At 74.0% G+C, this 24819-nt stretch carries 19 protein-coding genes; 10 read left to right on the top strand and 9 right to left on the bottom strand.

What is annotated here, in order from left to right; translation table 11 throughout:
• Positions 1 to 56 precede the first annotated feature (56 nt).
• From ACIP37_RS31250 to ACIP37_RS31235, 4 genes are all read left to right on the top strand, one after another.
• Positions 57 to 1601: a hypothetical protein gene (locus ACIP37_RS31250; RefSeq protein WP_400811714.1), complete on the top strand. Its 1545-nt coding sequence runs from the start codon at positions 57 to 59 to the stop codon at positions 1599 to 1601.
• Positions 1602 to 1667: 66 nt separating this feature from the next.
• Positions 1668 to 2543 (top strand): hypothetical protein, encoded by an 876-nt coding sequence (locus ACIP37_RS31245; RefSeq protein ID WP_363631532.1) that lies wholly within the window; start codon positions 1668 to 1670, stop codon positions 2541 to 2543.
• A 43-nt stretch (positions 2544 to 2586) separates the two neighbouring features.
• Entirely contained in the window at positions 2587 to 7179 is a 4593-nt protein-coding gene (locus ACIP37_RS31240; RefSeq protein ID WP_400844889.1) for a hypothetical protein, read from the top strand.
• Positions 7180 to 7189: 10 nt separating this feature from the next.
• The gene (locus ACIP37_RS31235; protein ID WP_363586851.1) at positions 7190 to 7954 is read left to right on the top strand and encodes a metallophosphoesterase; all 765 of its coding nucleotides are present in this window, start codon (positions 7190 to 7192) and stop codon (positions 7952 to 7954) included.
• A gap of 24 nt (positions 7955 to 7978) precedes the next feature.
• On the opposite strand, the gene ACIP37_RS31230 is transcribed toward ACIP37_RS31235, so the two are convergent.
• Together ACIP37_RS31230 and ACIP37_RS31225 are read right to left on the bottom strand one after the other, a co-directional pair.
• Positions 7979 to 8329 carry a hypothetical protein gene (locus tag ACIP37_RS31230; protein ID WP_350884255.1) on the bottom strand — a complete coding sequence of 117 codons (351 nt, stop codon included), beginning with the start codon at positions 8327 to 8329 and terminating at the stop codon, positions 7979 to 7981.
• A 174-nt stretch (positions 8330 to 8503) separates the two neighbouring features.
• A complete protein-coding gene (locus ACIP37_RS31225) occupies positions 8504 to 9199 on the bottom strand; it encodes a FadR/GntR family transcriptional regulator (RefSeq protein WP_063350185.1) in 696 nt (231 codons plus the stop codon).
• Between the two features lie 166 nt (positions 9200 to 9365).
• On the opposite strand from ACIP37_RS31225, the gene ACIP37_RS31220 reads away from it, so the two are divergent.
• The 3 genes from ACIP37_RS31220 (at position 9366) to ACIP37_RS31210 (ending at position 11783) form a co-directional block, all read left to right on the top strand.
• The gene (locus tag ACIP37_RS31220) at positions 9366 to 9920 is read left to right on the top strand and encodes a gluconokinase (RefSeq protein ID WP_400811613.1); all 555 of its coding nucleotides are present in this window, start codon (positions 9366 to 9368) and stop codon (positions 9918 to 9920) included.
• A gap of 2 nt (positions 9921 to 9922) precedes the next feature.
• A complete protein-coding gene (locus ACIP37_RS31215) occupies positions 9923 to 11311 on the top strand; it encodes a gluconate:H+ symporter (protein WP_363586884.1) in 1389 nt (462 codons plus the stop codon).
• Between the two features lie 85 nt (positions 11312 to 11396).
• Complete coding sequence (locus ACIP37_RS31210; RefSeq protein WP_363631528.1) at positions 11397 to 11783, top strand: hypothetical protein; 387 nt, start codon at positions 11397 to 11399, stop codon at positions 11781 to 11783.
• 143 nt (positions 11784 to 11926) lie between these two features.
• On the opposite strand, the gene ACIP37_RS31205 is transcribed toward ACIP37_RS31210, so the two are convergent.
• From ACIP37_RS31205 to mmuM, 5 genes are all read right to left on the bottom strand, one after another.
• The gene (locus ACIP37_RS31205; RefSeq protein ID WP_363586849.1) at positions 11927 to 13522 is read right to left on the bottom strand and encodes a glycerol-3-phosphate dehydrogenase/oxidase; all 1596 of its coding nucleotides are present in this window, start codon (positions 13520 to 13522) and stop codon (positions 11927 to 11929) included.
• Between the two features lie 173 nt (positions 13523 to 13695).
• Entirely contained in the window at positions 13696 to 15216 is a 1521-nt protein-coding gene (gene glpK, locus ACIP37_RS31200; protein ID WP_400811609.1) for a glycerol kinase GlpK, read from the bottom strand.
• A gap of 94 nt (positions 15217 to 15310) precedes the next feature.
• Positions 15311 to 16048, bottom strand: coding sequence for an MIP/aquaporin family protein (locus ACIP37_RS31195; RefSeq protein ID WP_400335378.1), 738 nt, complete (start codon positions 16046 to 16048; stop codon positions 15311 to 15313).
• Positions 16049 to 16328: 280 nt separating this feature from the next.
• Complete coding sequence (locus ACIP37_RS31190) at positions 16329 to 17093, bottom strand: IclR family transcriptional regulator (protein WP_363586846.1); 765 nt, start codon at positions 17091 to 17093, stop codon at positions 16329 to 16331.
• A gap of 171 nt (positions 17094 to 17264) precedes the next feature.
• Positions 17265 to 18209: a homocysteine S-methyltransferase gene (mmuM, locus tag ACIP37_RS31185; RefSeq protein ID WP_363586845.1), complete on the bottom strand. Its 945-nt coding sequence runs from the start codon at positions 18207 to 18209 to the stop codon at positions 17265 to 17267.
• Positions 18210 to 18370: 161 nt separating this feature from the next.
• Between mmuM and ACIP37_RS31180 the strand changes: the two genes are divergently transcribed.
• Genes ACIP37_RS31180 through ACIP37_RS31170 form a run of 3 tightly spaced genes read left to right on the top strand, consistent with a single transcriptional unit; the run spans position 18371 to position 22034 of the window.
• Positions 18371 to 19273: an NUDIX hydrolase gene (locus ACIP37_RS31180; protein WP_400811605.1), complete on the top strand. Its 903-nt coding sequence runs from the start codon at positions 18371 to 18373 to the stop codon at positions 19271 to 19273.
• Positions 19274 to 19306: 33 nt separating this feature from the next.
• Complete coding sequence (locus ACIP37_RS31175; protein WP_363586843.1) at positions 19307 to 19879, top strand: NUDIX domain-containing protein; 573 nt, start codon at positions 19307 to 19309, stop codon at positions 19877 to 19879.
• 46 nt (positions 19880 to 19925) lie between these two features.
• Entirely contained in the window at positions 19926 to 22034 is a 2109-nt protein-coding gene (locus ACIP37_RS31170) for an acetoacetate--CoA ligase (RefSeq protein WP_400811602.1), read from the top strand.
• Between the two features lie 66 nt (positions 22035 to 22100).
• Here ACIP37_RS31170 and ptsP read toward each other — a convergent pair whose 3' ends face one another.
• Both ptsP and ACIP37_RS31160 read right to left on the bottom strand, forming a co-directional pair.
• Positions 22101 to 23771, bottom strand: coding sequence for a phosphoenolpyruvate--protein phosphotransferase (gene ptsP, locus ACIP37_RS31165; RefSeq protein ID WP_363586841.1), 1671 nt, complete (start codon positions 23769 to 23771; stop codon positions 22101 to 22103).
• Positions 23772 to 23870: 99 nt separating this feature from the next.
• Positions 23871 to 24320, bottom strand: a complete 450-nt coding sequence (locus ACIP37_RS31160) for a PTS glucose transporter subunit IIA (RefSeq protein WP_363586840.1) — start codon at positions 24318 to 24320, stop codon at positions 23871 to 23873.
• Positions 24321 to 24819 lie beyond the last annotated feature (499 nt).

The following is a 24819-nucleotide window of genomic DNA, read 5'->3' as shown; positions in this document are numbered from 1 at the left end:
AGGCCCGTTTCGGTCGATGTCGGTGCGAACCTCTAATCTTGTCCACCGTGACCGCCATCGCTGACCCGCCCACCCTGCCCGGCCCCCGGCCGCCCGCCGGGTCCGTCGCGGCGAGGCCCGCGCCCGGCCCCGCCGCCGACGAGGGCCTGGCCCGCCGGCTCAAGGCGCTGGCCTGCACCGCCCCCCTGCACGACCTGGACAACCGCAAGGTCAACCTGGCGGGCGAGTACGGCGGCTACGCGATGGCCGAGGTCGGTCTCGCCGCGATCGACCTGGTCACCCTGCACATGGACTTCGACACCGGCGCCGACCGCGACATAGTGCTCGCCCGCCTGCTGCCCTGGGTCGCCGCCCAGGCCGCCGACCGCCCCGCCGCCGAGCACGAGCGGGTCGCCCGCTGGGTGCTGGAGTCGCTGATCAACGTCGGCAGCGTCGACCGGGGCTTCCGCGCCGTCTACGGCACCTTCGGCGCGGACGGCGCGTACGTCCGGCGCGACTACGACTTCAAGCTGATCGAGGAGGTCCCCGGCCCCGACGGCGGCGTCTACCTGCGCACCACCGACGAGGCGGTCAACGTCCTGGTCGGCGCGCTCGACACCGACGTCACCTCGGCCCAGATCGCCGCCGAGGTCAAGCTGGAGGTGCTGATCCGCCGCGGCCGCCTGGCCGACGCCCAGCTCGCCGCCGAGCAGGCCCGCTACCGCACCGTCCAGTACGCCGAGACGCTGCGCCGCGCCCTCGACGCGACCCGGCGCAACGTCCGCGCCGTCGACTGGATGCGCGCCATCCCCGACCTCATCGACGAGGCGCTGGACCACATCGCCGACCGCTACCGGCACGAGAACGCGATTCTCACCAACATCCGCAAGGCCCGCGACGAGGCCGAGCCCCACACCCCCGAAGGGGCCGAGCACAAGCGCCGCGCCGCCGAGCTGCTCGACATCGTCAAGGACTGCATCCGCCGGCACACGAAGCTGCAGACCCGCCTGCTGGAGGCCGGCCCGCTGTTCCGCGCCGAGCAGGACCGGCAGGCCTTCGCCACCCCCGGCGCCCGCAGCGGCATCGACCTCTACGGCCAGCTGCTCGCCCCCGTGCTGCGGCTGCCGGTCGAGCAGGCCGTCGGCCCCACCGGTGCCTTCTTCGCCCGCGGCACCGGCCTGCGCACCCCCGTCTCCGTCCGGGTCGTCGACCTGGTCGACCTGCTGCTCACCCCGCCGGTCGAGCGCGAGCACCTCGGCGCCGAACTGCCCGACCCGGACCTGGTCGCCACCCCGGACGACAGCCGCTTCTCCGAAGCCCAGCTGGAGGCCGCGCTGCTCCTGCTCGACCTGCCCGCCGACGCCCCCCGCCGGCTCTCCGGCCTGCTCGCCGAGGCCCGCGAGCAGGACCCGGAGCTGCCGTACCTCGTCGCCCTGCTGGCCGTCCACGCGGCCAGCCCGCCGGTCGGCACCGCCTACCGGCAGGGCGAGGAGCGGCTGCTGTTCGCCGTGGACGACGGCACCCCGCTGCGCGACCCGCAGTTCGGCGGCGCCGACCTGATCGTCGGCAGCGCCCTGCTCGACGCGGCCGGCATGGCCGCCGACCGCAAGGACGCCGGCTGACCAAGCCGCCGTCTTGACGCACCACCAGATCGCCCGTACCAGCAACAGCCCCGAGGAGCACCGCCCGTGACGACCCACCACGACGCGTCCTGGGCGGCCGAGACCGAACCCGCGGCCCCCGCCCCGATCACCCCCGGCGACGTCGCCGACGCAGCCCGGCTGGTCTCCTTCGGCCTCCAGGCCAAGCTGCTCCCCGCCCGCGACGCCGAGTACGCCGAACTCGTCCGCCGCCACCGCGAGGACCCGCCGTTCGCCCGGCTCGCCGACGCTGTCGCCACCGGCATGGGCCTGGTCGTCCTGGAGGTCTCGCCGCGCGCCGGCATGGCCGTCGCCGCCGCCGAGGACTCGGTGTTCGCCGTCCGGATGGGGGACTACTCGCGCCGCGCCGCCACCGAGTCCACCGACCGCTTCCTGCACGGCCTGGCCCACCTCGCCGTCGCCGCGATGGCCTTCCCCCGGCCCGAGGACCTCGCCGACGACGGCTACCTCGGCCGGATCACCGTCAACGGCGTCGACGCCTTCGTCCGCCAGGCCTGCCGCCGCCTGGAGGAGCAGGCCGCGACCGAGGGCGACAACACCGACCCGCAGTCCGACGCCCCCGGCCTGGAGGCCGCCTGGCGGGTGTGGGCCCGGCGCACCGCCACCGGCGCCACCAAGGACGCCCGCCGGCTCTCCGGCTCCACCATCGGCATCGTCGCCAAGGCCGTGCTGTTCCTGGTCGACTCCGGCTTCCTGCAGAAGGTCTCCGACGACGCCGGCGGCACCTACCGCACCACCGCCCGCTACCAGCTCCAGGTCCGCGACCTGGCCGGCAGCGCGGCCATGGCCGAACTGCTCGACCTCGGCATCGTCCCGGTCTCCGACGGCACCGCCAGCCTGCTGCCGCCGGACACCGGCGACGAACTGGTGGCCGACGCAGGCCTGCCGTTCCACTCGCTCTGAGCCCGAGTCCCGACCACCCCCCAGCCACGGAGAACCGCCGCACATGTACGAGCTCAACCGGGTCCGCCTCTACTCGATCGGCCCGGCCGGCGCCCGCTACGCCGACACGGTGCTCGACCTGCGCGGCGTCGGCGAGCCCGTCGCCGACCCGGCCCCGCAGCAGATCGGCCTGTTCGGCGAGGACGCCGAGGGCCCGGTCCGCCGCCCCGCCCCGGCCGGCGTGCTCTTCCTGGAGAACGGCGGCGGCAAGTCCGTCCTGCTCAAGCTGATCTTCTCGGTGATGCTCCCCGGCCACCGCAACACCCTCGGCGGCGCCAGCTCCGGCGTGCTGCGCAAGTTCCTGCTCGCCGACGACTGCGGCCACGTCGCGCTGGAGTGGCAGCACACCGTCACCGGCGAGCTGATCGTGGTCGGCAAGGTCAGCGAGTGGCGCGGCCGCCAGGTCTCCTCCGACCCGCGCAAGTTCGCCGAGACCTGGTACTCCTTCCGCCCCGGCCCCGGCCTCACCCTGGACTCGCTGCCGGTCGCCGAACGGATCAGCCTGGCCGGCGACCAGAAGGCCCGCGGCCGCCGCCGCACCATGAAGGGCTTCCGCGACGCCCTCACCGAGGCAGGCAAGGCCCACCCGCACCTCGACCTGGTCTTCGAGGACGGCCACGACCGCTGGACCGAGCACCTCGGCGAACTCGGCCTCGACCCCGAACTCTTCCGCTACCAGCGTGAGATGAACGCCGACGAGGGCGAGGCCGCCGGCCTCTTCGCGGTCAAGCACGACAGTGACTTCACCGACCTGCTGCTGCGCGCCGTCACCGACACCCGGGACACCGACGGCCTCGCCGACCTCGTCCACGGATTCGCCGCCAAGCTCGGCCGCCGCGCCGAACTCACCGCCGAACGCGACTTCACCGCCGGCTCCCTCGACCTGCTGGAACGCATCGTCGAGGCCACCGGCGCCCGCGAGAGCGTCCGCGAGGCCCACCGCACCGCCGAACGCCGCACCCGCCGCCTCGCCCACGCCCTCACCTCCCGCGCCGCCGCCGAACGCGACCGCGCCCAGGACCTCGCCATCGAGGTCGCCGCCGCCGCGGGCGCCGTCACCGCCGCCGAGGCCGACCGCACCCGGCACACCCTCATCACCGCCGAACTCACCCACCGGCACGCCACCCTGGGCCTCGCGGCGGCCACCGCCGAGGCCGCCGCGCTGCGCCGCGAACTCATCGACGCCCGCACCCTGCACGCTGCCTGGCAGGCCGCCGAGACCGTCCTGCGCCAGCGCGCCGCCGCCGACCGGGTCACCCGGGTCGCCGCCGCCATCCGCGAGGCCGAACTCGACGCCGCCCCCGCGCTCGCCGCCCGCGCCCGCGCCGCCACCGCCCTGGCCCGCGCCCTGGAGGGCGCCGCCGCGGCCGCCGAGGCCCGCGCCGACACCGAGGAGCAGCGCGCCGGCGACCTCCAGGACGACGGCGCCAAGGCCCAGTCCGACGCCACCGAGGCCGCCACCGCCGCCCAGAAGGCCCGCAGCGAGGTCGACCACCTGCGCCAGCGCCTCGCCGAGGTCGAGCAGGAGACCGCCGCCGCCGTCGAGGCCGGCTTCATCGACGCCGACGGCGACGTCGACCCGGCCCGCGCCGCCCTGCACGCCGCCGACGTCGAGAAGGCCGCCGGCGCCGCCCTCGCCCAGGCCCGTACGACCGCCGAGGCCTGCGCCGCCCGGCTGCGCGAGGCCGCCGCCGCCACCGGCCGCGCCGAACTCGCCGCCGAACGCGCCGGCGACGCCCGCACGGCCGCCGCCCGGGCCCTCGCCGCCGAGCAGCGCACCGCCGCCCTGCTCGCCACCGAGCAGCGCCTCTCCGACCTGCTCTCCCTGACCCCCGCACCCACCGACTGGAGCGACGACGGGTCAGGGGCCGAGGAGGACGCCGGCTTCCTCACCCCCTCCGTCCTCGACCGCAACGCCGAGTACCTGCGCGAACTCCTCGACGAGTCCATCGCCACCGCCGAACGCACCCTGTTCGACCTGCGCACCGCAGCCGCCGACGACTCCCGCATCCTCGCCGCCCTCGGCGACGGCGGACTGCTGCCGCCCGGCCCGGACGTCCTGGCCACCGTCGAGTACCTCGCCGAGCACGGCATCCCCGCCCTGCCGGGCTGGCGCTACCTCGCCCAGTCCGTCGACCCGGCCGACCACGAGGCGATCCTCGCCGCCCGCCCCGAACTCGTCGACGGCGTCGTCGTCACCGACCCCGCCTCGCTGGAGCGGGCCCGCGAGGCCTTGCAGGCCGCCGCCCTGCTGCCCCGCTCCACCGTCGCCGTCGGCGCCGCCGCCTCCCTGATCGCCCCGATCACCGACCAGCCCGCGTTCTTCCTGGTGCCGCCGAACCCGGCCATGCACGACGAGTCCGCCGCCGACGACGAGCGCCGCGAACTGCGCGCCCGGGCGGGCGCCCGCGAGGAGCACATCCGCGAACTCGCCGCCCGCCTCGGTGCCGACCGCGCCCTCGCCGCCCGCCTCGCCTCCTGGCACGCCAGCTGCCCGCCCGGCACCCTCGCCGAACTCGCCGCCGCCGCCGAGGCCGCCCGCGAGCACGCCGAGCAGGCCGCCGCCGCCCTGGCCACCCTGCGCGCCGACCACGACGAGGCCGAGACCGACCACGCCGCCGCGGCCGCCGCCCACGAGGAGCACCGCGAGGCCGCCCAGCGCGCCCGCCGCCGCGCCGACGCCCTCTCCGGCCTCGCCTTCCGGCTGCGCGAGCGCGCCAACTGGGCCCGCCGCCAGCGCGAACTCGCCGAGGACGCCGCCGAGTGCGACCGCCGCCAGGCCGTCTGCGCCGAACGCGCCCGCACCTGCGACGAGGACCGCCGCGCCGCCCAGCGCGCCGCCGACGACGCCCGCCGCACCGCCCGTACCGTGCGCGCCGAACGCGCCGAGATCCCCGCCGCCGAGCAGGCCGACGAGCCCTCCGAGACCGCCCCCGCCGCACTGCCCGCCCTGCGCGAGGCCTACCGCGCCGCCTCCCAGCTGTACGAGAAGGTCGGCGTCGGCGCCGACCTGCGCGCCGAGCAGGCCCGCGCCGAGGGTGACGAGGCCGCCGCCGCGACCGAACTCGACCGCCTCACCAACAAGGTCCGCACCCGCGCCGAGGAACTCCTCGGCAGTCCCGACGGCGCCGACGGCCCGGCCCGCCAGGCCGCGGCCGCCCGCGCCGAGGACCTGGTCGCCACCATCGAGGCCCGCTCCGCCGCCGCCAGCGAGCAGCTCGGACGCCTGCGCGGCGAGGCCGAGCGCTCCGCCCCCGCCGACGGCGAGGCGCACACCGAACTGCCCGAGGACCTCGTCCCCGCCGACCCCGAGCACGCCCAGGTCCTGCTGCGCACCGCCACCAGCCGGCTCGCCGAGCGCCGGGAGGCTTTGGACGCCGCCCGCACCGCGCACGCCGACCTGCAACGCACCTTCGACGCCGCCCAGTCGGCCGCCGCCGACTTCGACGAAATCGCCGGCCAGCTGCGCGACGGCCTGCGCGAGCAGCAGGAGGACGACGGCCAGTCCGTCGAGCCCTACCTCGGCTCGCTGCCGGAGGCACGCGGCACCGCCGCCGAGGCCCGCCGCGCCCTGCGCACCGCCGCCGGCGAGCTGTCCTCCGCCGAACTCGCCGTCCGCGACGCCTCCGACGCCCTCGTCCGGCACGCCAACGCCGCCCGCTACGAGGCCGTCCGCACTCCCGCCCGCCAGCAGATCCGCGAACTGCCCGCCGCCGCGCTGCCCGAGCACGCCGCTGCCTGGGCCGCCGCCTTCGCGCCCCGGCTGCGCGTGCTGACCGACGAACTCGCCCAGCTGGAGCGCAACCGCGGCTCGATCGTCGACCGGCTGCGCGGCCTGGTCGAGTCCTCGCTCACCACCCTGCGCGCCGCCCAGCGGCTCTCCCGGCTGCCCGAGGGCCTGGGGGAGTGGTCCGGCCAGGAGTTCCTGAGGATCCGCTTCGAGGACCCGGACCACGCCACCCTGGTCGAGCGCCTCGGCGAGGTCATCGACGAGGCCACCCGCGCCGCCGTCCGCAAGAACAGCGACCTGCGCCGCGACGGCATGTCCCTGCTGCTGCGCGGGGTCGCCGCCGCGATCGGCCCGAAGGGCGTCAGCGTCGAGATCCTCAAGCCGGACGCGGTGCTGCGCGCCGAGCGGGTCGGCGTCGGCCAGATGTCCGACGTCTTCTCCGGCGGCCAGCTGCTCACCGCCGCCATCGCGCTGTACTGCACGATGGCCGCGCTGCGCGCCAACGACCGCGGCCAGTCCCAGCTGCGGCACGCCGGCACGCTGTTCCTGGACAACCCGATCGGCCGCGCGAACGCCACCTACCTGCTGGAGCTCCAGCGGGCCGTGGCCGATGCGCTCGGCGTCCAACTGATCTACACCACCGGTCTGTTCGACACCACCGCGCTCGCCGAGTTCCCGCTGGTCATCCGGCTGCGCAACGATGCCGACCTGCGGGCGGGCCTCAAGTACATCTCGGTCGAGGAGCACCTGCGCCCCGGCCTGCCCGCCCCGCAGGACCCGGACGGCCCGGCCATCCACGGCGAGATCACCGCCACCCGGATGTTCAAGCGTCCGGCCGAGGTTCCGGTGCAGTCCGCAACTGACTAGCGTGGCGTCCATGCTGACGATCGCGCACTTCAGTGACATCCACCTCGGGCAGGAGCACCGTCGGGACGGCGGCAGGCGCGCCCTGCGGCGGGCCGGGCAGGTGATGGCGTACCTCGACGCCCTGCCCGGCCCGCTGGACGCCGTGCTCGTTACCGGGGACCTCGCCGACCACGGCCTGGCCGCCGAGTACGAGCAGGTGGCCAAGGTGCTGGACTCCCGGTACCCGGTGCTCACTTGCCCCGGCAACCACGACCGCCGGGCGCCCTACCGGGAGGTGCTGCTCGGCGAGGCCCCCGCGGACGGCCCGGTCAACCGGCTGCACCAACTGCCCGGCGCCGACGTGCTGATGCTGGACTCCTCGATCCCGGGCCGCGACGACGGCCTGCTGGACGAGGAGACGCTGGCCTGGCTGGACGCCGAACTGGCGGCCGGCCGCGCCGACCTGCCCGCGCTGGTGGCCTTCCACCACCCGCCGGCCGTCCTGCACCTGCCGAACGTCGACCCGATCCGCCAGTTCGGCGAGGAGGCGCTCGGCGCGGTGCTGGCCCGGCACCCGCGGGTGGCCGGCCTGCTCTGCGGCCACTCCCACACCGGCGCCGCCACCACCTTCGCCGGACTGCCCCTGCTGGTCGCCCCGGGTGTGGTCTCCACCGTCACGCTGCCCTGCGAGGGCGGGCCCGGCATCTCCTTCACCCAGCCGCCGATGCTCGCCTTCCACGTCCTGGACGACACGGGCCGGCTCACCACCCACTACCGGGCCGTCCCGGAGGACTGACCCGCGGCGCCGGCCGCGGGTGTCCTACGCGGCCGGCAGCCGCGGCTGACGCTGCGGCCCGCCGGGGCGGGGGAGCGGCCGGGCGGCCAGCGGGTCGGGCGCCCGGCTGCCCGCCATCGGGTGCGCGGAGCCGGGCGCGCGCTGCCGCTGGGCGGCGACCTGGCGCGAGATCAGGATCTCCAGCAGGCACCACATCGTGCCGAACACCCCGAGCCCCATCGCCATCAGCGCCGGAGTCATCAGCCAACTGTCCGCGTACGAGGCGAGCGTGGCGACGACCACGCCGACCAGCGTGAAGGACAGGCAGAGCACCGCCCGGACGGCGGCGGCGCGCACCTCGTCGGGCAGGCGGCGACGGCGGCGTGGCACGGACATCGATCGACCCCCAGGCGCGGACTCGGCGGCGGACACGGGACGGGCGCACGCGAAAAGCGCCCCCTCGCCTCACTCTGCCCCGTCGAACCAGGACTATGCGTCCGAATCCACCGAACTGCCGTCAAAGCGCGTGATCCGGGCAGCCGGCAGCGGGCGGCCCGCTGCCGGGGGAAGTCAGCCCAACTGCTGGTTGAGCTCCTCCAGGGCGCCCGCCACGATCGTCCGCATGGCCTGCTCGGCCTGGACGGCGTCCCCCGCGCAGATCGCGTCGGCGACTTCGCGGTGCAGCCGGATCGCGTACGGCTCCGGCTGATGGGGCATCAGATGGTACTCGGTCCGCCCGGTGAGCACCGCCCCCACGGTGTCGCCGAGGTGGGCGAACATCTCGTTGCCGGAGGCGCGCAGCACGGTGGCGTGGAAGTCGATGTCGTGCCGGAGGAAGGTGGTGAGGTCGGCGGCCCGCGCCGAGACGGTCAACTCCACGGCCAGTGAGCCGAGTTGGCGCCGGTCGTCGTCGCTCGCGTGCACCGCGGCGAGCGCGGCCGCGGCCGGCTCGACGGCCACCCGCAGCGAGCCGAGCGAGCGCAGCTGGGCCGAGCGGTCCGCGCCGGCCAGCCGCCAGCGGATCACCAGCGGGTCGAAGACGTCCCAGAGCGACCTGGGCTGCACGGTGATCCCGACCCGCCGCCGGGACGCCACCAGGCGCATCCCCTCCAGGATCCGCACCGCTTCCCGGACGACCGTCCGGGACACCCCGAACCGCTCCTCCAGCTCCTCGCCGCGCAGCACCGCGCCCTCGGGAATCTCCCCCGACGCGATCGCCGGCCCGAGCTCGTCAAGCAGCCGACCGGGCAGCCCCTGGATCTCCATCCGCCCAGCGTAGACGCCCACCCCGCCGCCACCACCGGCGCGTACCGGGTCCTGCGTCCTGCGATCTACCCCACAGCCCAAAAGTATGACGATTTGGTTTCCGCCACTTGAATACGTCATATCTTTGAGGCGATAGTGGCGGCCAGGCAACGAAGGAGCACCACCCATGGCTCTCAGCGTCGAGAACCACGACCTCCCGGACACCCCTCTCACCATCGTGGTGATGGGCGTCTCCGGTGTCGGCAAGACCACCCTGGCCCGCCTGCTGGCCGAACGCCTCGACCTCCCCTACGCGGAGGCGGACGACTTCCACCCGGCGGCCAACATCGCCAAGATGTCGGCCGGCATCCCGCTGGACGACGAGGACCGCGCCCCCTGGCTGCGCGCCCTCGGCGCCTGGCTCAAGGAGCGGGCCGAGGACGGCACCGGCGGCGTGGTCACCTGCTCGGCGCTGAAGCACCGCTACCGCGACACCCTGCGCGCGGCCTGCCCGGGCGCCTACTTCCTGCACCTCAGCGGCGGTCACGAGCTGGTCGAGGACCGGCTCGCCCACCGCACCGGCCACTTCATGCCGCCGTCGCTGCTCGACTCGCAGTACGCCGCCCTGGAATCCCTGGGCGCGCACGAGCGCGGCGCCGTCCTGGACGTCGGTCCGTCCCCCGAAGAACTCGTCGAGATGGCCGTGGCGCTGCTGCGGCCGGTCAATGGAGACCTCGCGTGAGTATTGCCCCCACTCTGCTCGCGGCCGCCCCACCGGCCCTGCCGCACACCAGCAGCGACTCCCAGCTGCTGATCGCGGTCCTGCTCAGCATCGGTGTGATCGTCCTACTGATCACCAAGCTGAAGCTGCACCCCTTCCTCGCCCTCACGCTCGGCTCCGGCCTGCTGGCCGCCGTCGCGGGCGCCCCGTTCGACAAGCTGCTCAACAGCTTCTCCACGGGCTTCGGTTCCACCGTGGCCGGCGTCGGCCTGCTGATCGGGCTGGGCGCGATGCTCGGCAAGCTGCTCGCCGACTCCGGCGGCGCCAACATCATCGCGGACACCGTGCTGGCCCGGTCGGGCAACAAGGCGCTGCCCTGGGCGATGGCGCTGATCGCCGCCGTCCTCGGCCTGCCGCTGTTCTTCGAGGTCGGCGTCGTCCTGCTGATCCCGATCGTGCTGCTGGTCGCCCGCCGCGGCAACGTGCCCCTGATGCGGATCGGCATCCCCGCGCTGGCCGGCCTGTCCGTGCTGCACGGCCTGGTGCCCCCGCACCCGGGCCCGCTGGTCGCCGTCGACGCCCTGAAGGCGGACCTCGGCATCACCCTGGCGCTCGGCCTGCTGATCGCGGTGCCCACCCTGATCGTGGCCGGCCCGCTGTTCTCCCGGCTGGCCGAGCGCTGGGTCGGCCCGCTGGAGATCCCGAAGGCCACCGCCCCCGAGGAGACCACCAGGCCCGAGCACACGCCGTCCTTCGGCGCGGTGCTGGCGACGATCCTGCTGCCGGTCGTGCTGATGCTCGGCAAGGCCCTGACCGACGTGGTGGTCGACAACCCGAAGGCGATGGCCCAGCGGGTCTTCGACTTCATCGGTTCGCCGCTGATCGCGCTGCTCGCCGCGACCCTGCTCGGCATGCTGACCCTCGGCAAGGCGGCCGGCTTCGACAAGGCCCGGATCTCCGACACCGTCGGCAAGTCGCTCGGCCCGATCGCCGGCATCGTGTTCATCGTCGGCGCCGGCGGCGGCTTCAAGCAGACCCTGATCGACGTGGGCGTCGGCAACGCGGTGAGCGAGTGGTCCGGCAAGTGGCACATCTCGGCGCTGCTGCTCGGCTGGCTGATCGCGGTGCTGATCCGCCTGGCCACCGGCTCGGCGACGGTCGCCACCATCACCGCCGCCGGGATCGTCGCCCCGCTCGCCGCCGACATGTCCTCCACCCACGCGGCCCTGCTGGTCCTGGCGATCGGCGCCGGCTCGCTCTTCCTGTCGCACGTCAACGACGCCGGCTTCTGGCTGGTGAAGGAGTACTTCGGGATGAGCGTCGGGCAGACGCTGAAGTCCTGGTCGGTGATGGAGACGGTGATCTCGGTCGTCGCCATCGCCCTGATCATGCCGCTCAGCCTGATCATCTAGGCCGGACGGCGCCCGGCGCCGCCGCCGACATTCGCCGAGGGGCGGCACCCGTACGGGTGCCGCCCCTCGGGCGTGTCCGACGACCGTGACTCAGCCCAGCAGCCCCGACAGCACGGCCGCCGTCGCGTCCAGCAGGTCCTCCGCAGCCGCGCCGCCCGCCGCCGTCCGGGCCAGCAGCCCCCGCGCGCGGCCAGGACCACCTCGGCGGTCTGCCGGGCGGTGGCGGGCGGCGGTACCAGCTCGGGCAGCGCCCGTTCCAGGACGGCGGCCGGGTCCAGCCCGCCGCCGACGTGCTCCGCTCGGCCACCACGACCGCCGCCCGCTCGGCCTGGAGGGCCGGATCGGCACCCTCGCCCCGGGTGCCCACGCCGACCTCCTCCTCGTCGACGGCGACCCGCTCGCCGACCTCACCGTCCTCACCCGCCCCGACCGCCGCCTCCGCCACGTCATCAAGGCGGGCACGCCGATCTGAGCGGCCGGCCGGGAGCCCCTTCGTACCCCGCCCGCGAGCCGGGCGCACGAAGGGCGGGCACCCGGAGAACCCGGGTGCCCGCCCTTCGCGAGGCTCTGCCTAGCTGGCTGTGCCTACTGGTTCCGCGCTTCGCGAGGCTGTGCTTACTTGGTTCCGCGCTTCGCGAGGAAGGCCTCGACCTCGTCCCGGATCTCCGGCGTGTCCAGCCCGCGCACGGTCATCGTGGTGCGGCGCCGCAGCACGTCGTCCGCCGTGTACGCCCACTCGCTGTCGGCCGCGTAGGCGACCTGCGCCCAGACGTCCGGGCCGTCCTCGTGGATCGGCCGGCCCAGCTCCGGGTTCTCGTCGATCATGCGGGCGATCTCGAAGGACAGTGTGCCGTAGTGGCTGGCCAGGTGCTTGGCCACCAGCGGCTCCATCCGGGAGCCCGGGTCGCGGTCGATCAGCAGCCGGTGCGCGACGGCGTTCGGCGCGCCGACGCCCGGCAGCGGCACGGTCGCCGCGATCGGGGACATGTCCTCGCCGAGGCTGGTGCCGGGCACGTGCGCCAGCTTCTCCAGCACGGTGCGGCCGATGTGGCGGTAGGTGGTCCACTTGCCGCCGGCGACCGACAGCATGCCGCCCTTGCCCTCGGTGACGACCGTCTCGCGCTTGGCGGCGGCGGTGTCGCCCGGGCCGCCGGGCAGCACCCGCAGGCCGGCGAAGGAGTAGGTGATCAGGTCGCGGTCGAGGTGCTCGTCACGGATGGCGTGCGCGGCCTCGCCCATGATCTGGTCGATGTCCGCCTCGGTGGCCCGGACGTCCTTCGGGTCGCCGGTGTACTCCTCGTCGGTGGTGCCGAGCAGGACGTGGTCCTCCCACGGGATGGCGAAGGAGACGCGGTACTTGTCGATCGGGATGGTCAGCGCGGCGCGCCACGGCGAGCGGCGCTTGACGACGACGTGCGCGCCCTTGGAGAGGCGGATCGACGGCGCGGCGCCGGCGTCCTCCATCTTGCGCAGGTGGTCCACCCACGGGCCGGTGGCGTTGAGCACCAGGCGGGCGTCGATGCCGAACTCGGTGCCGTCCAGGCGGTCGCGCAGCTCGGCGCCGGTGACCCGGCCGGCGGTGAAGCGCAGGCCGGTGACCTCGGCGTGGTTGAGCACCACGGCGCCGGCGTCGACGGCGGCGCGCACGGTCATCACGGCGACGCGCGAGTCGTTCATCTGGTGGTCGCCGTAGACGGCCACCGAGCGCAGTCCCTCGGTGCGCAGCGCGGGCACCTGCTGGGCGGCGTGCGCGGCGGTGGAGACCCGGCCCATGCCGTCACGGAAGGCGGACAGCGCGGAGTACAGGAAGACGCCGGCGCCGAGCTTGGGCGCGCTGTGCGGGCCGCCCTTGTAGACCGGCACGAAGAAGGTCAGCGGGTTGACCAGGTGCGGCGCGACGTCGGTGGCGAGCGCGCGGCGCTCCTTGTGGTTCTCGGCGACGAGCTTGACCGCGCCGGTCTGCAGGTAGCGCAGACCGCCGTGGACGAGCTTGGAGGAAGCGCTGGAGGTGGCGCCGGCGAAGTCGCCGCCGTCGACCATGGCGACCTTGAGTCCGGCCTGGGAGGCGGTCCAGGCGACGGCCGTGCCGAGGATGCCGCCCCCGATCACCAGCAGGTCGTAGGTGGCCTTGCCGAGCAGCTCACGGGTCTCGGCGCGGGAGGCGGTGTGGCCGGCGGTGCGCTCGGCGCCCAGGGTCGGGATGGTTGCCATGGTGGTTGTGTACGGCGCGCGGGTCAGGCGGCGCCGTTACTCCTCTCGTGTGCGGTGCGGCCTCTGCTGAGAGGCCGGTCGGCCCGGTGCGGCGGGCCGGTGAAACGCGGTGACACCCGCTGCCGGAACGGCGGGCGGCCGGTCGGGGCTCGGGGCCCCGACCGGCTTGTCGGTCAGTCGGTCTCTTCTTCCTCCACCCACCCCATGGTGCGCTCCACGGCCTTGAGCCACTTCTTGTACTCGCGCTCCCGGGTGGCCTCGTCCATGCGCGGGGTCCATTCGGCGGCGCGGTGCCAGTTGGCCCGCAGGGTGTCGAGGTCGTTCCAGAAGCCGACGGCGAGTCCGGCCGCGTAGGCGGCGCCGAGGGCGGTGGTCTCGGCCACGTACGGGCGCTCGACCGGGGCGTCCAGGACGTCGGCGATGTTCTGCATGAGCAGGTTGTTGCTGGTCATGCCGCCGTCGACCTTGAGGGCGGTGAGTTCGACGCCGGAGTCCTTCTGCATGGCGTCGACGACCTCGCGGGTCTGCCAGGCGGTGGCCTCCAGGACGGCCCGGGCCAGGTGGCCCTTGGTGACGTACCGGGTCAGGCCGGCGATCACGCCGCGGGCGTCGGAACGCCAGTACGGGGCGAACAGGCCGGAGAAGGCCGGGACGAAGTAGGCGCCGCCGTTGTCCTCGACGGTGTTGGCGAGGGTCTCGATCTCGGCGGCGGTGGAGATGATGCCGAGCTGGTCGCGCAGCCACTGGACGAGCGAGCCGGTGACGGCGATCGAGCCTTCCAGGGCGTAGACCGGGGCCTGGTCGCCGATCCGGTAGCCGACGGTGGTCAGCAGGCCGTGGTACGAGTTGACGATCTTCTCGCCGGTGTTGAGCAGCAGGAAGGTGCCGGTGCCGTAGGTGGACTTGGCCTCGCCCTCGTCGAAGCAGGTCTGGCCGAACAGCGCGGCCTGCTGGTCGCCGAGCGCGGAGGCGACCGGGACGCCGGCCAGGTCGCCGACGGCCTCGCCGTAGACCTCGGCGGAGGAGCGGATCTCCGGCAGGACGGCCATCGGCACGCCGATCGATTCGGCGATCTTCTCGTCCCACTGCAGGGTGTGCAGGTTCATCAGCATGGTGCGGCTGGCGTTGGTGACGTCGGTGACGTGCTTGCCGCCGCTGACACCGCCGGTGAGGTTCCAGATCACCCAGGTGTCCATGGTGCCGAACAGGATGTCGCCGGCCTCGGCGCGCTCGCGCAGGCCCTCGACGTTGTCCAGCAGCCAGCGGATCTTCGGGCCGGCGAAGTAGCTGGCGAGCGGGAGGCCGGTCTCGCGGCGGAAGCGGTCCTGGCCGACGTTGCGGCCGAGCTCGCGGCAGAGGCCCTCGGTGCGGGTGTCCTGCCACACCAGCGCGTTGTGGACCGGCTCGCCGGTGTTCTTGTCCCACAGGACGGTGGTCTCGCGCTGGTTGGTGATGCCGATCGCGCGGATGTCGTCCTTGGTCAGGCCGGCCTTCTCCAGCGCGCCGCGGACGACCGACTGCACCCGGGTCCAGATCTCGGCGGCGTCGTGCTCGACGTAGCCGGGCTGCGGGAAGATCTGCCGGTGCTCCTGCTGGTCGACGGCGACGATCCGGCCGTCGGCGCCGAAGATGATGCAACGGCTGGAGGTGGTGCCCTGGTCGATCGCGGCGATGTAGTTGCCAGTGGAGGTCATCAGAGGGTCCTCGGCTCAGGATTCGGGGGTTACGGGGTGGGTGGGCCCGACACAGTGGTCGGTCCCCGTGCTCGGCGGGTTCGAACCCGGCCCGTCAGAACATCGCGTTGTACAGACCGCCGGCCAGTGCGCCGCCGATCAGCGGGCCGACGACCGGCACCCAGGCGTACGACCAGTCGGAGCCGCCCTTGTTCGGGATGGGCAGCAGCGAGTGCACGATGCGCGGGCCGAGGTCGCGGACCGGGTTGATCGCGTAGCCGGTGGGGCCGCCCAGTGAGAGGCCGATGCCGACGACCGTGAGGGCCACGATCAGGGTGCTGAGGCCGCCGGCGGCCAGACCGTCGTTCTTGCCGAGGGTGAGGATCGCCATGCAGAGGATGAAGGTGCCGATGACCTCGGTGACGACGTTCTGGATCGGGTTCCGGATCTCGGGCCCGGTCGAGAAGATGCCGAGGGTGGGCTCCTCGTTGGCCTGGAACTGGCCGAGGTAGGTGAGCCAGACCAGCACGGCGCCGATCATCGCGCCGAGGAACTGGGAGCCGAGGTAGAGCGGCACCTGGCTCCAGTCACCGCTCTTGATGGCGAGCGCGACGGTGACGGCCGGGTTGAGGTGGGCGCCGGACTTCGGAGCCGAGATGTACGCGGCGATCAGGACCGCGAAGCCCCAGCCGAAGGTGATCGCCAGCCAGCCGGCGTTGAGGGCCTTCGACTTCTTGAGGGTTACGGCGGCGCAGACGCCGCCACCGAGAAGTATCAGGGCGGCGGTGCCGAGGGTTTCGCCGACGAAGACGTCGCCGTTGGAGAACGCGGACACAAAGACTCCCTTGTCCATATGGCCCGGAGGTGTGGGTGGGGGCGGCCGGCCGATCGTTGTGCGGGTGAGCGCATCGGGGGAGTGATCTTCCCGGCCATCGTTCGACAATGTCGACCGTTATGCGGAAGCTTCCTCCCCTGGTTGCCCTCACGTCAAGGCAGGGTTACGGAGCTGTGACCCTTCCCCCGAAGTTACCCAGCGGAGCGGGCCAAACCAGGGCAAAACGCCAAGGCGCGGACAGGCCGATGCCCGTCCGCGCCTCAGCGTGACGATGCGGCCGCCGGTGCGGCCTCGGGTTTCAGAAGCGCCCGGCGCCCAGATCGCGGGAGATCGCCCGTGCCGCGCTGCGCACCGAGGCCACCAGCGACGGCTTCACGAAGCCGTCCTCGCAGACCCGCTCCACCGGGCCGCTGATGCACACCGCGCCCACCGGGTTGCGCCGCCGGTCCTGGATCAGCGCGCCGATCGAGGCCACGCCCTCCCAGGTCTCCTCGATCGAGTCCGTCCAGCCGCGCTCGCGGATCAGCGCGCACTCGGCGTCCACGTCGGCCGCCTCGGTCAGCGTCCGCAGGGTGTACGACTCGTACGGCCCGTCGCCCAACTCGCCGCGCGCGACCGGGTCGTAGGCCACCAGCACCTTGCCCAGAGCGGTGCTGTGCAGCGGCTGCATCGAGCCGACCTCCAGCACCTGCCGGGTGTCGTCCGGCCGGAAGACGTGGTGCACGACCAGCACGCCCTGCTGGTGCAGCACCCCCAGGTAGACGGTCTCGCCGGCCGCCCGGGCCAGGTCGTCCGCCCAGACCAGCGCCCGTGCCCGCAGCTCGTGCACGTCCAGGTAGCTCTGCCCCAGCCGCAGCAGTTCGGCGCCCAGCTGGTACTTGCCGCTCTCCGGGTCCTGCTCGACGAACCCCTCCTGCTGGAGCGTGCGCAGGATGCCGTGCGCGGTGCCCTTGGCGAGGTCCAGCGACGTCGCGACCTCGGACAGGCCCAGGCGGCGCTCACCGCCGGCCAGCAGGCGCAAGATCGCGGCGGCCCGGGAGAGCGACTGGATCGGGCCGGGCATGGGGACCTCCGCGCTGACAGGCGGTCGACATTGTCGACCGCGGTGGTAACGGGACGAGTCTGCCAGGCCGTCGCCGGTCCGTGCACCTTCCCCCTCGGTAACCCGCGCTCGGCCGTTTGTTAACCTCCGCCCGCCCGCCGACCCGCCGCGCCGCTCACCCCCGGACGTCCCTCACTCCTCGACGCCGTTCGAGCGCCCCCGCCGCACCGCGACCTCCGCCGCCAGCGCGGCGATCCCGTCCGGCCCCACCCGGCAGCAGCCGCCCACCAGCCGTGCGCCGCCCGCCAGCCAGCCGCCCACCCGGGCCGAGCGGAACGTCGGCTCGCCGCGCCAGTCCCGGCGCGCGGCGTCCCACTCCTCCCCGCTGTTCGGGTACACCACCACCGGCTTGCCGGTCACCTCGGCCGCCAGCGCCACCGCCCGGTCCGCGTCCTGCGGGGTGCAGCAGTTCACGCCCACCGCCAGCACCTCGTCCACCTCGGCCGCCAGCGCGAACGCCTCCGCCAGCGGCTGGCCCGCCCCGGTCCGGTCGCCCGCCACGCTGAACGACAGCCAGGCCGGCACGCCCAGCTCGCGCACCAGCTCCAGCAGCGCCCGCGCCTCGTCCGCGTCCGGCACCGTCTCCAGCGCCAGCACGTCCGGCCCGGCCGCCGCCAGCGCCTCCAGTCGCGGCCGGTGGAAGGCCACCAGTTCCGCGGTGCTCAGCCCGTACCGGCCCCGGTACTCCGAACCGTCCGCCAGCACCGCCCCGTACGGCCCCACCGACGCCGCCACCCAGCGCCGCCGCCCGCCCGGCTCGGCCCGCGCCGCCTCCCGGGCCAGCTCCACGCTGCGCGCCAGCAGCCGCGCGGCCTGGGCCCGGCCCGTTCCGCGCCGGGCGAAGCCCTCGAAGCTCGCCTGGTAGCTCGCCGTGATGGCGACGTCCGCACCGGCCGCGAAGTACGCCCGGTGCGCCGCCACCACCGCCTCCGGCGCGTCCGCCAGCAGCCGCGCCGACCACAGCTCGTCGAGGAGGTCGTGCCCGGCCGCCGCCAGCTGGTTCGACATCCCGCCGTCCAGCACCAGCGGACCGGCCGCCAGCGCCGCGGCGAAGTCCGGCGGGGGAGCAGTGGGCATGGGGCCTCCTCGGGCGCGGTCGTTCCTGGTCACAGCCTAGAAGCCGGGCATCCCCGCGGACCCGGAAAACCATTTGCCGCCGGGGAACGGAATCGCTACGTTGTGCTCAGCCAGAGAACGACAGCACCCCGTACGGCGGCGAGCGCGGAGAGGAGCCGGTGATGGAAGCGGACGACCCGGCCACCCCGCCCCCGACCACGCCCGCGAGCGAGCAGGAGTGGCTCGCCGCCTACGACCCGCGCGCCTACGCCCCGATCGCCGTCACCGTCGACGTGGTCGCCCTGACCTTGCGCCACGGCGGCCTGCACGTCCTGCTCGTCCAGCGCGGCGCCCCGCCCCACCAGGGCTGCTGGGCCCTGCCCGGTGGCTTCCTGCGCGCCGGGGAGGAGAGCCTGGACGAGGCCGCCGCCCGCGAACTGGCCGAGGAGACCGGCCTGCTCGGCGGCTCCGAGGTCGAGGCCGCGCTCTGCCGCGTCCACCTCGAACAGCTCGGCACCTACGGCGCCCCCGAGCGAGACCCGCGCATGCACGTCGTCTCCGTCGCCTACCTCGCCTTCGCCCCCGACCTGCCCGACCCGCAGGCCGGCACGGACGCCGCAGCTGCCACCTGGCACCCCGTCGCCGACCTCGACCTGGGCATACGGCCCTGCGGCCGACCCCGAGCCGCCGGTGCGCCCGCCGACACCCACGGGGGTGGTGTCGGCGGGCCCACCGGCCAGTCCTCCCGCACGCTCGCCTTCGACCACGCGCGCATCCTCGCCGACGGCCTCGACCGCGTCCGGGCCAAACTCGAGTACAGCCCGCTCGCCACCGCCTTCCTGCCCTACGACTTCACCATCCCCGACCTGCGCGCCGTCTACGAGGCCGTCTGGGACGAGAAGCTCCACCCCGGCAACTTCCACCGCAAGGTCCTCTCCGTCCCCGGCTTCGTCGAGAGCACCGGCGCCACCACCGCCCGCGGCGGCGCCCGCGGCGGCCCCCGGGCCCGCACCTACCACGCCGGCGACGCCAGCCTCCTGCACCCCGCCCTGCTCCGCCCCACCCGCGACGGCGAGCTCCGCTGACGGCAGCCGCGCGCATCCGGCTACCATCCGGCCATGACCACTGACGACCCGACACGCGCGGTCAACCAGCCGTTCTCCCACTGCCACTTCTGCGGCACGCCCTACCCGGCCGGCACCGACCACTGGCCCCGCACCTGCCCCGGCTGCGCCGAGATCAGCTACCGCAACCCGCTGCCCGTCGTGGTCACCCTCCTCCCGGTCACCCGCCCCGACGCCGACCCCACCCTCGTCGTCATCCGCCGCACCATCGAGCCCGGCTACGGCCAACTCGCCTTCCCCGGCGGCTACGTGGACTACGGCGAGAGCTGGCAGCAGGCGTGCGTGCGCGAACTGCGCGAGGAGACCGGCATCCTGGCGGACGCCGCCGACATCACCCTGGTCGCCACCGACTCCGACGCCAGGGGCGGCTTCCTCTGCCTCTTCGGCCTGCTCCCGGCCCGTCCGCTCGCCGACCTCCCGCCCTCGCGCCCCACCGACGAGACCGACGGCTGGCAGCTCGCCGCCCCCGACACCCCGCTCGCCTTCCCCTTCCACACCCGGGTCTCCCGCTCCTGGTTCGGCGGCGAGTTCAGCGGTGAGTCCGGCGGCGGGATCTCCGGCCGCTGACCGGCCCGGCACCCACCGGGCGGACCCTGGCGCGGCGGCCGCTCGCATGGCATGGTCTGCACCGACAGCCCAACCGGACGGGCCTGCCACAAGCACTCCCGTCCCCACCACCGGCCGGGAGACCACCACCGTGAGCACCCCACCCCAGGACCAGCCGCTCTGGCGCCCCAACCCCGCTCGCGCCGCAGCCACCAGCCTGGTGGCCTTCCAGGCCTGGGCCGCCGAACACCACGGCGCCCCGGCCGCCCCGCTCGCCCCGGCCGCCGACGACCAGCAGGCCGCCCAGCGCTACGCCGACCTGCACGCCTGGTCCACCGCCGACCTCGACCGCTTCTGGACCGCGATCACCCAGTGGTTCGACGTCCGCTTCACCCAGGCCCCCGAGGCCGTCCTCGCCGACCCCGCCATGCCCGGCGCCCACTGGTTCCCCGGCGCCCGCCTCAACTACGCCGAACACGCCCTGCGCGCCGCCGAGGACCCGGCCAACGCCGACCGCCCGGCCGTCCTGCACCTCGACGAGACCACCGAGCAGCCGGCCATCCTCACCTGGTCCGAACTGCGTCGCCAGGTCGGCTCGTTGGCCGCCGCCCTGCGCGCCCGGGGCATCGGCCCCGGCGACCGCGTCAGCGCCTACCTGCCCAACATCCCGCAGGCCGCCGTCGCCCTCCTCGCCACCGCCGCCGTCGGCGCGATCTGGACCAGCTGCGCCCCCGACTTCGGCGCTCGCAGCGTCCTGGACCGCCTCCAGCAGATCGAACCCGCCGTCCTCTTCGCCGTCGACGGCTACCACTACGGCGGCAAGGACCACGACCGCACCGAGGTCGTCGCCGAACTGCGCCGCGAACTCCCCACCCTGCGCACCGTCGTCCACGTCCCGCTGCTCGGCGCCCCCGCCCCCGAGGGCGCCCTGCACTGGGACGACCTGGTCGCCGCCGACGTCGAGCCGGTCTACGAGGCTGTCCCCTTCGACCACCCGCTCTGGGTGCTCTACTCCTCCGGCACCACCGGCCTGCCCAAGGCCATCGTCCAGAGCCAGGGCGGCGTCCTGCTCGAACACCTCAAGCAGGCCGGCCTCCACCTCGACCTCGGCCCCCAGGACCGCTTCCTCTGGTACACCTCCACCGGCTGGATGATGTGGAACTTCCTGCTGGCCGGCCTCCTGGTCGGGGCCACGATCGTCACCTACGACGGCAGCCCCGGCCACCCCGACACCGACGCCCTCTGGTCGGTTGCCGCCCGCACCCGCGCCACCGTCCTCGGCACCTCCGCCGCCTACGTGATCGCCAGCCGCAAGGCCGAGCTGCACCCCGGCCGCGACCTCGACCTCTCCGCCGTCCGCTGCATCGGCACCACCGGCTCCCCGCTCCCGCCCGACGGCTTCCGCTGGATCTACGAGGAGGTCAAGGAGGACGTCTGGCTCGCCTCCGTCAGCGGCGGCACCGACGTCTGCTCCTGCTTCGTCGGCGGCGTTCCCACCCTGCCCGTCCACCTCGGCGAGATCCAGGCCCCCTGCCTCGGCGCCGCCGTCGAGTCCTGGGACGTCCAGGGCCACCCGCACACCGACACCGTCGGCGAACTCGTCGTCACCAAGCCCATCCCGTCCATGCCCACCGGCTTCTGGAACGACCCCGAGGGCACCCGGTACCACGACAGCTACTTCGACATGTATCCCGGCGTCTGGCGCCACGGTGACTGGATCACCGTCACCTCCCGCGGCACCGTCGTCATCCACGGCCGCTCCGACTCCACGCTCAACCGCCAGGGCGTCCGGATGGGCTCCTCGGACATCTACGAGGTCGTCGAGCGCCTCCCCGAGATCGCCGAATCCCTGGTCATCGGCCTGGAGGAGCCCGACGGCGGCTACTGGATGCCGCTGTTCGTCGTCCTCGCCCCCGGCGCCGAGCTCGACGAGGGGCTGATCGGCCGCATCCGCACCTCGCTGCGCACCGAACTCTCCCCGCGCCACGTCCCCGACGAGGTCATCGCGGTGCGCGGCCTCCCGCACACCCTCACCGGCAAGCGCATCGAGGTCCCGGTCAAGCGGATCCTCTCCGGCACCCCGCTGGAGCAGGCCGTCAACCCCGGCTCCGTCGACGACATCGACCACCTGCGCTTCTTCGAGCAGCTTCGCCGCGACCGGCAGAGCCCCGCCTGACCGGACACGCCGAAGGGGTGCTCCCACCGGCCCGGTGGGAGCACCCCTTCCTGCTGTTCGCCTGTCCTACTCGCCCGACAGCACCTGCTGCGCGGCGGCCCGCGCCTCCTCGGCGCTGTCCGTCGCCCGGGCCGCCTCGGCCGCCCGGCGGCACTGCGCCAGCGTGTACTTGGCCAGCGTCGACCGCACGTAGGGGATCGAGGCCGAGCCCATCGAGAGGCTGGTGACGCCCAGACCGGTCAGCACCACGGCCAGCAGCGGGTCGGCGGCCGCCTCACCGCAGACGCCGCAGCTCTTGCCGGTGGCCTGCGCTGCCTCGGCGGCCGCGGCGATCAGGTCCAGCAGCGCCGGCTGCCACGGGTCCTGCAGCCGGGCCAGCGCGCCCACCTGACGGTCGGCGGCGAAGGTGTACTGCGCGAGGTCGTTGGTCCCCAGCGAGAGGAACTCGACCTCCTGGAGGATCGACCGGGCCCGCAGCGCGGCCGACGGGATCTCCACCATCGCGCCGAACTTGGCCTCCAGCCCCGCCTCGCGACACGCCTGGGCGAAGTCCTTGGCGTCCTTGCGGTCGGCCACCATCGGGGCCATCACCTCAAGGTGCACCGGCAGGCCCTCGGCGGCCCTGGCCAGCGCCCGCAACTGCGTCCGCAGCACCTCCGGGTGCTCCAGCAGGGTGCGCAGACCGCGCACGCCCAGCGCCGGGTTCGGCTCGTCGGCCGGGGTGAGGAAGTCCAGCGGCTTGTCCGCGCCCGCGTCCAGCGCCCGGACCACGACCCGGCCCTCCGGGAACGCCTCCAGCACCTTGCGGTACGCCTCGACCTGCTTCTCCTCGGTGGGCGCCTTCGCGGAGTCGTCCAGGAAGAGGAACTCGGTCCGGAACAGGCCGACGCCCTCGGCGCCGTTCTCCAGCGCGGCCGGCACGTCCGCCGGGCCGCCCACGTTGGCCAGCAGCGGCACGCGGTGCCCGTCGGAGGTCTGCCCCGGGCCGGAGGACGCGGCCAGCGCGGCCTTGCGCTGGGCGGCGACCGCCCGCAGCTCGTCCTGCTTCTCCTGCGAGGGGTCCAGCAGCACGTCACCGGAGCTGCCGTCCACGGCGACGACGGTGCCCTCGGCGACGTCCGTCGCAGCGGGCAGCGCGACCACGGCCGGCACGCCCAACGCCCGCGCCAGGATGGCGCTGTGGCTGGTCGGCCCGCCCTCCTCGGTCACGAAGCCGAGCACCAGCGTCGGGTCGAGCAGCGCGGTGTCGGCCGGCGCCAGGTCCCGCGCGAACAGCACGTACGGCTCGTCGCTGTCCGGCACACCCGGCATCGGCACGCCCAGCAGCCGGGCCACGATGCGGTTGCGGACGTCGTCCAGGTCGGCGACCCGCCCGGCCAGGTAGTCGCCGGCGGAGGCGAGCAGGGCCCGGTAGGCGGCGAAGGCGTCGTACACACCGCGCTCAGCGCTGCTGCCGACGGCGATCCGGCGGGACACGTCGGCCATCAGCTCCGGATCCTGAGCCATCAGCGCCTGGGCCTCCAGGACGGCCTGCGCCTCGCCACCGGCCAGGTTGCCGCGGGCGATCAGATCCGCGGCGACCGCCTCGACGGCGGCCTGGGCACGGGCCTGCTCGCGGGGGGCGTCCTCGGTCGGGATCTGGGTGGCCGGGGGCTCCAGCACCGCCGTCCCCATGTGCCGCACCTGGCCGATCGCGACCCCGTGGCTGACACCCACGCCGCGCAGCGTCTTCTTCATGTCACCTGTCTCCGCTGAGAGGAGCGGCCCCGCCGGGAACCGCTGTGTGCCGGGCCGCCCCGACAACTCCTGCGGGGCGGGTGTGTGCAAAGTAAGAGGTCAGCTCCAGCTGAACAGGGCCTCGCCGGAGACGGCCTCGCCGTCCTCCCGCAGGTCGCCGAGCGAGTCGGCGTTCGCCTCCAGCGCCACGATCGGCGAGATGGGCGACTTGCCCGCGGCCTCGACGGCGGCCGGGTCCCACTTGATGACGGCCTGACCGCGGGTCACCGTGTCGCCCTTGTTGACCAGCAGCTCGAAGCCCTCGCCGTTCAGCTGCACGGTGTCGATCCCCAGGTGGGTCAGTACACCGTGGCCCTCGGCGTCCACCACGACGAACGCGTGCGGGTGCATGGAGACGACGACGCCGTCCACCGGAGCGACCGCCTCGGTCGGCCGGCGCTCCGGGTCGATCGCGGTGCCGGGGCCGACCATCGCGCCGGAGAACACCGGGTCGGGCACGCCGGCGAGCCCGACGACCTTGCCGGTCAGCGGCGACGTCACAGTGGTCATGGTTCTGCCTCCCAAGTGAGCGGTACAGCGAGCGGCCGCGAGCAGCGGCAGGACGATCGACTGAAGCCTAAATTATGTCAACTTCGGACATCTGCTGACATTCCCGGGCGAAGACCCACACCCAGTCCGGCTCGTCGTCCGGCGGCTCACCGACCGTTTAGTGGTCTAGTCCTCTTAGTCGATACGCCGCACTCTACAGGCATCTTGGCGAATCGGGACCATTGCTGTATATGCTCGCGAGAGCAACAAATCATGCCGCCGACCGGGTGACACCGGGAGCGCCCCGATTCGCACTCCGGCGGGTGACCCGCTATGGTTGGCCGAGTCGCCGCGACTTGGCGGTTAACACCAGATTTCAGATGCGAAAACCTCCGGTAAACGGGGCGGAAAACGTCTGGTAAGCTGGAACACGAAAGAACGAAGCGCCCGGAGGGCCCGCTGGAAGGCGGTCCGAAGGAAGTGTCCGTTCCTTGAGAACTCAACAGCGTGCCAAAAGTCA

Origin of the sequence: Kitasatospora sp. NPDC088861, from assembly GCF_044750105.1 — a bacterium.
GTDB lineage: Bacteria > Actinomycetota > Actinomycetes > Streptomycetales > Streptomycetaceae > Kitasatospora.
Note: the sequence above shows the minus strand (reverse complement) of the source record. Positions and strands in the feature narration are given on the sequence as shown.

Bases quoted from the DNA above. Each gene is read 5' to 3' on its own strand.
- ACIP37_RS31240 (WP_400844889.1), top strand. From the start codon at position 2,587: ATGTACGAGCTCAACCGGGTCCGCCTCTACTCGATCGGCCCGGCCGGC.
- ACIP37_RS31235 (WP_363586851.1), top strand. From the start codon at position 7,190: ATGCTGACGATCGCGCACTTCAGTGACATCCACCTCGGGCAGGAGCAC.
- ACIP37_RS31230 (WP_350884255.1), bottom strand. From the start codon at position 8,329: ATGTCCGTGCCACGCCGCCGTCGCCGCCTGCCCGACGAGGTGCGCGCC.
- ACIP37_RS31225 (WP_063350185.1), bottom strand. From the start codon at position 9,199: ATGGAGATCCAGGGGCTGCCCGGTCGGCTGCTTGACGAGCTCGGGCCG.
- ACIP37_RS31220 (WP_400811613.1), top strand. From the start codon at position 9,366: ATGGCTCTCAGCGTCGAGAACCACGACCTCCCGGACACCCCTCTCACC.
- ACIP37_RS31205 (WP_363586849.1), bottom strand. From the start codon at position 13,522: ATGGCAACCATCCCGACCCTGGGCGCCGAGCGCACCGCCGGCCACACC.
- glpK (WP_400811609.1), bottom strand. From the start codon at position 15,216: ATGACCTCCACTGGCAACTACATCGCCGCGATCGACCAGGGCACCACC.
- ACIP37_RS31195 (WP_400335378.1), bottom strand. From the start codon at position 16,048: ATGGACAAGGGAGTCTTTGTGTCCGCGTTCTCCAACGGCGACGTCTTC.
- ACIP37_RS31190 (WP_363586846.1), bottom strand. From the start codon at position 17,093: ATGCCCGGCCCGATCCAGTCGCTCTCCCGGGCCGCCGCGATCTTGCGC.
- mmuM (WP_363586845.1), bottom strand. From the start codon at position 18,209: ATGCCCACTGCTCCCCCGCCGGACTTCGCCGCGGCGCTGGCGGCCGGT.
- ACIP37_RS31180 (WP_400811605.1), top strand. From the start codon at position 18,371: ATGGAAGCGGACGACCCGGCCACCCCGCCCCCGACCACGCCCGCGAGC.
- ACIP37_RS31175 (WP_363586843.1), top strand. From the start codon at position 19,307: ATGACCACTGACGACCCGACACGCGCGGTCAACCAGCCGTTCTCCCAC.
- ACIP37_RS31170 (WP_400811602.1), top strand. From the start codon at position 19,926: ATGGCATGGTCTGCACCGACAGCCCAACCGGACGGGCCTGCCACAAGC.
- ptsP (WP_363586841.1), bottom strand. From the start codon at position 23,771: ATGAAGAAGACGCTGCGCGGCGTGGGTGTCAGCCACGGGGTCGCGATC.
- ACIP37_RS31160 (WP_363586840.1), bottom strand. From the start codon at position 24,320: ATGACCACTGTGACGTCGCCGCTGACCGGCAAGGTCGTCGGGCTCGCC.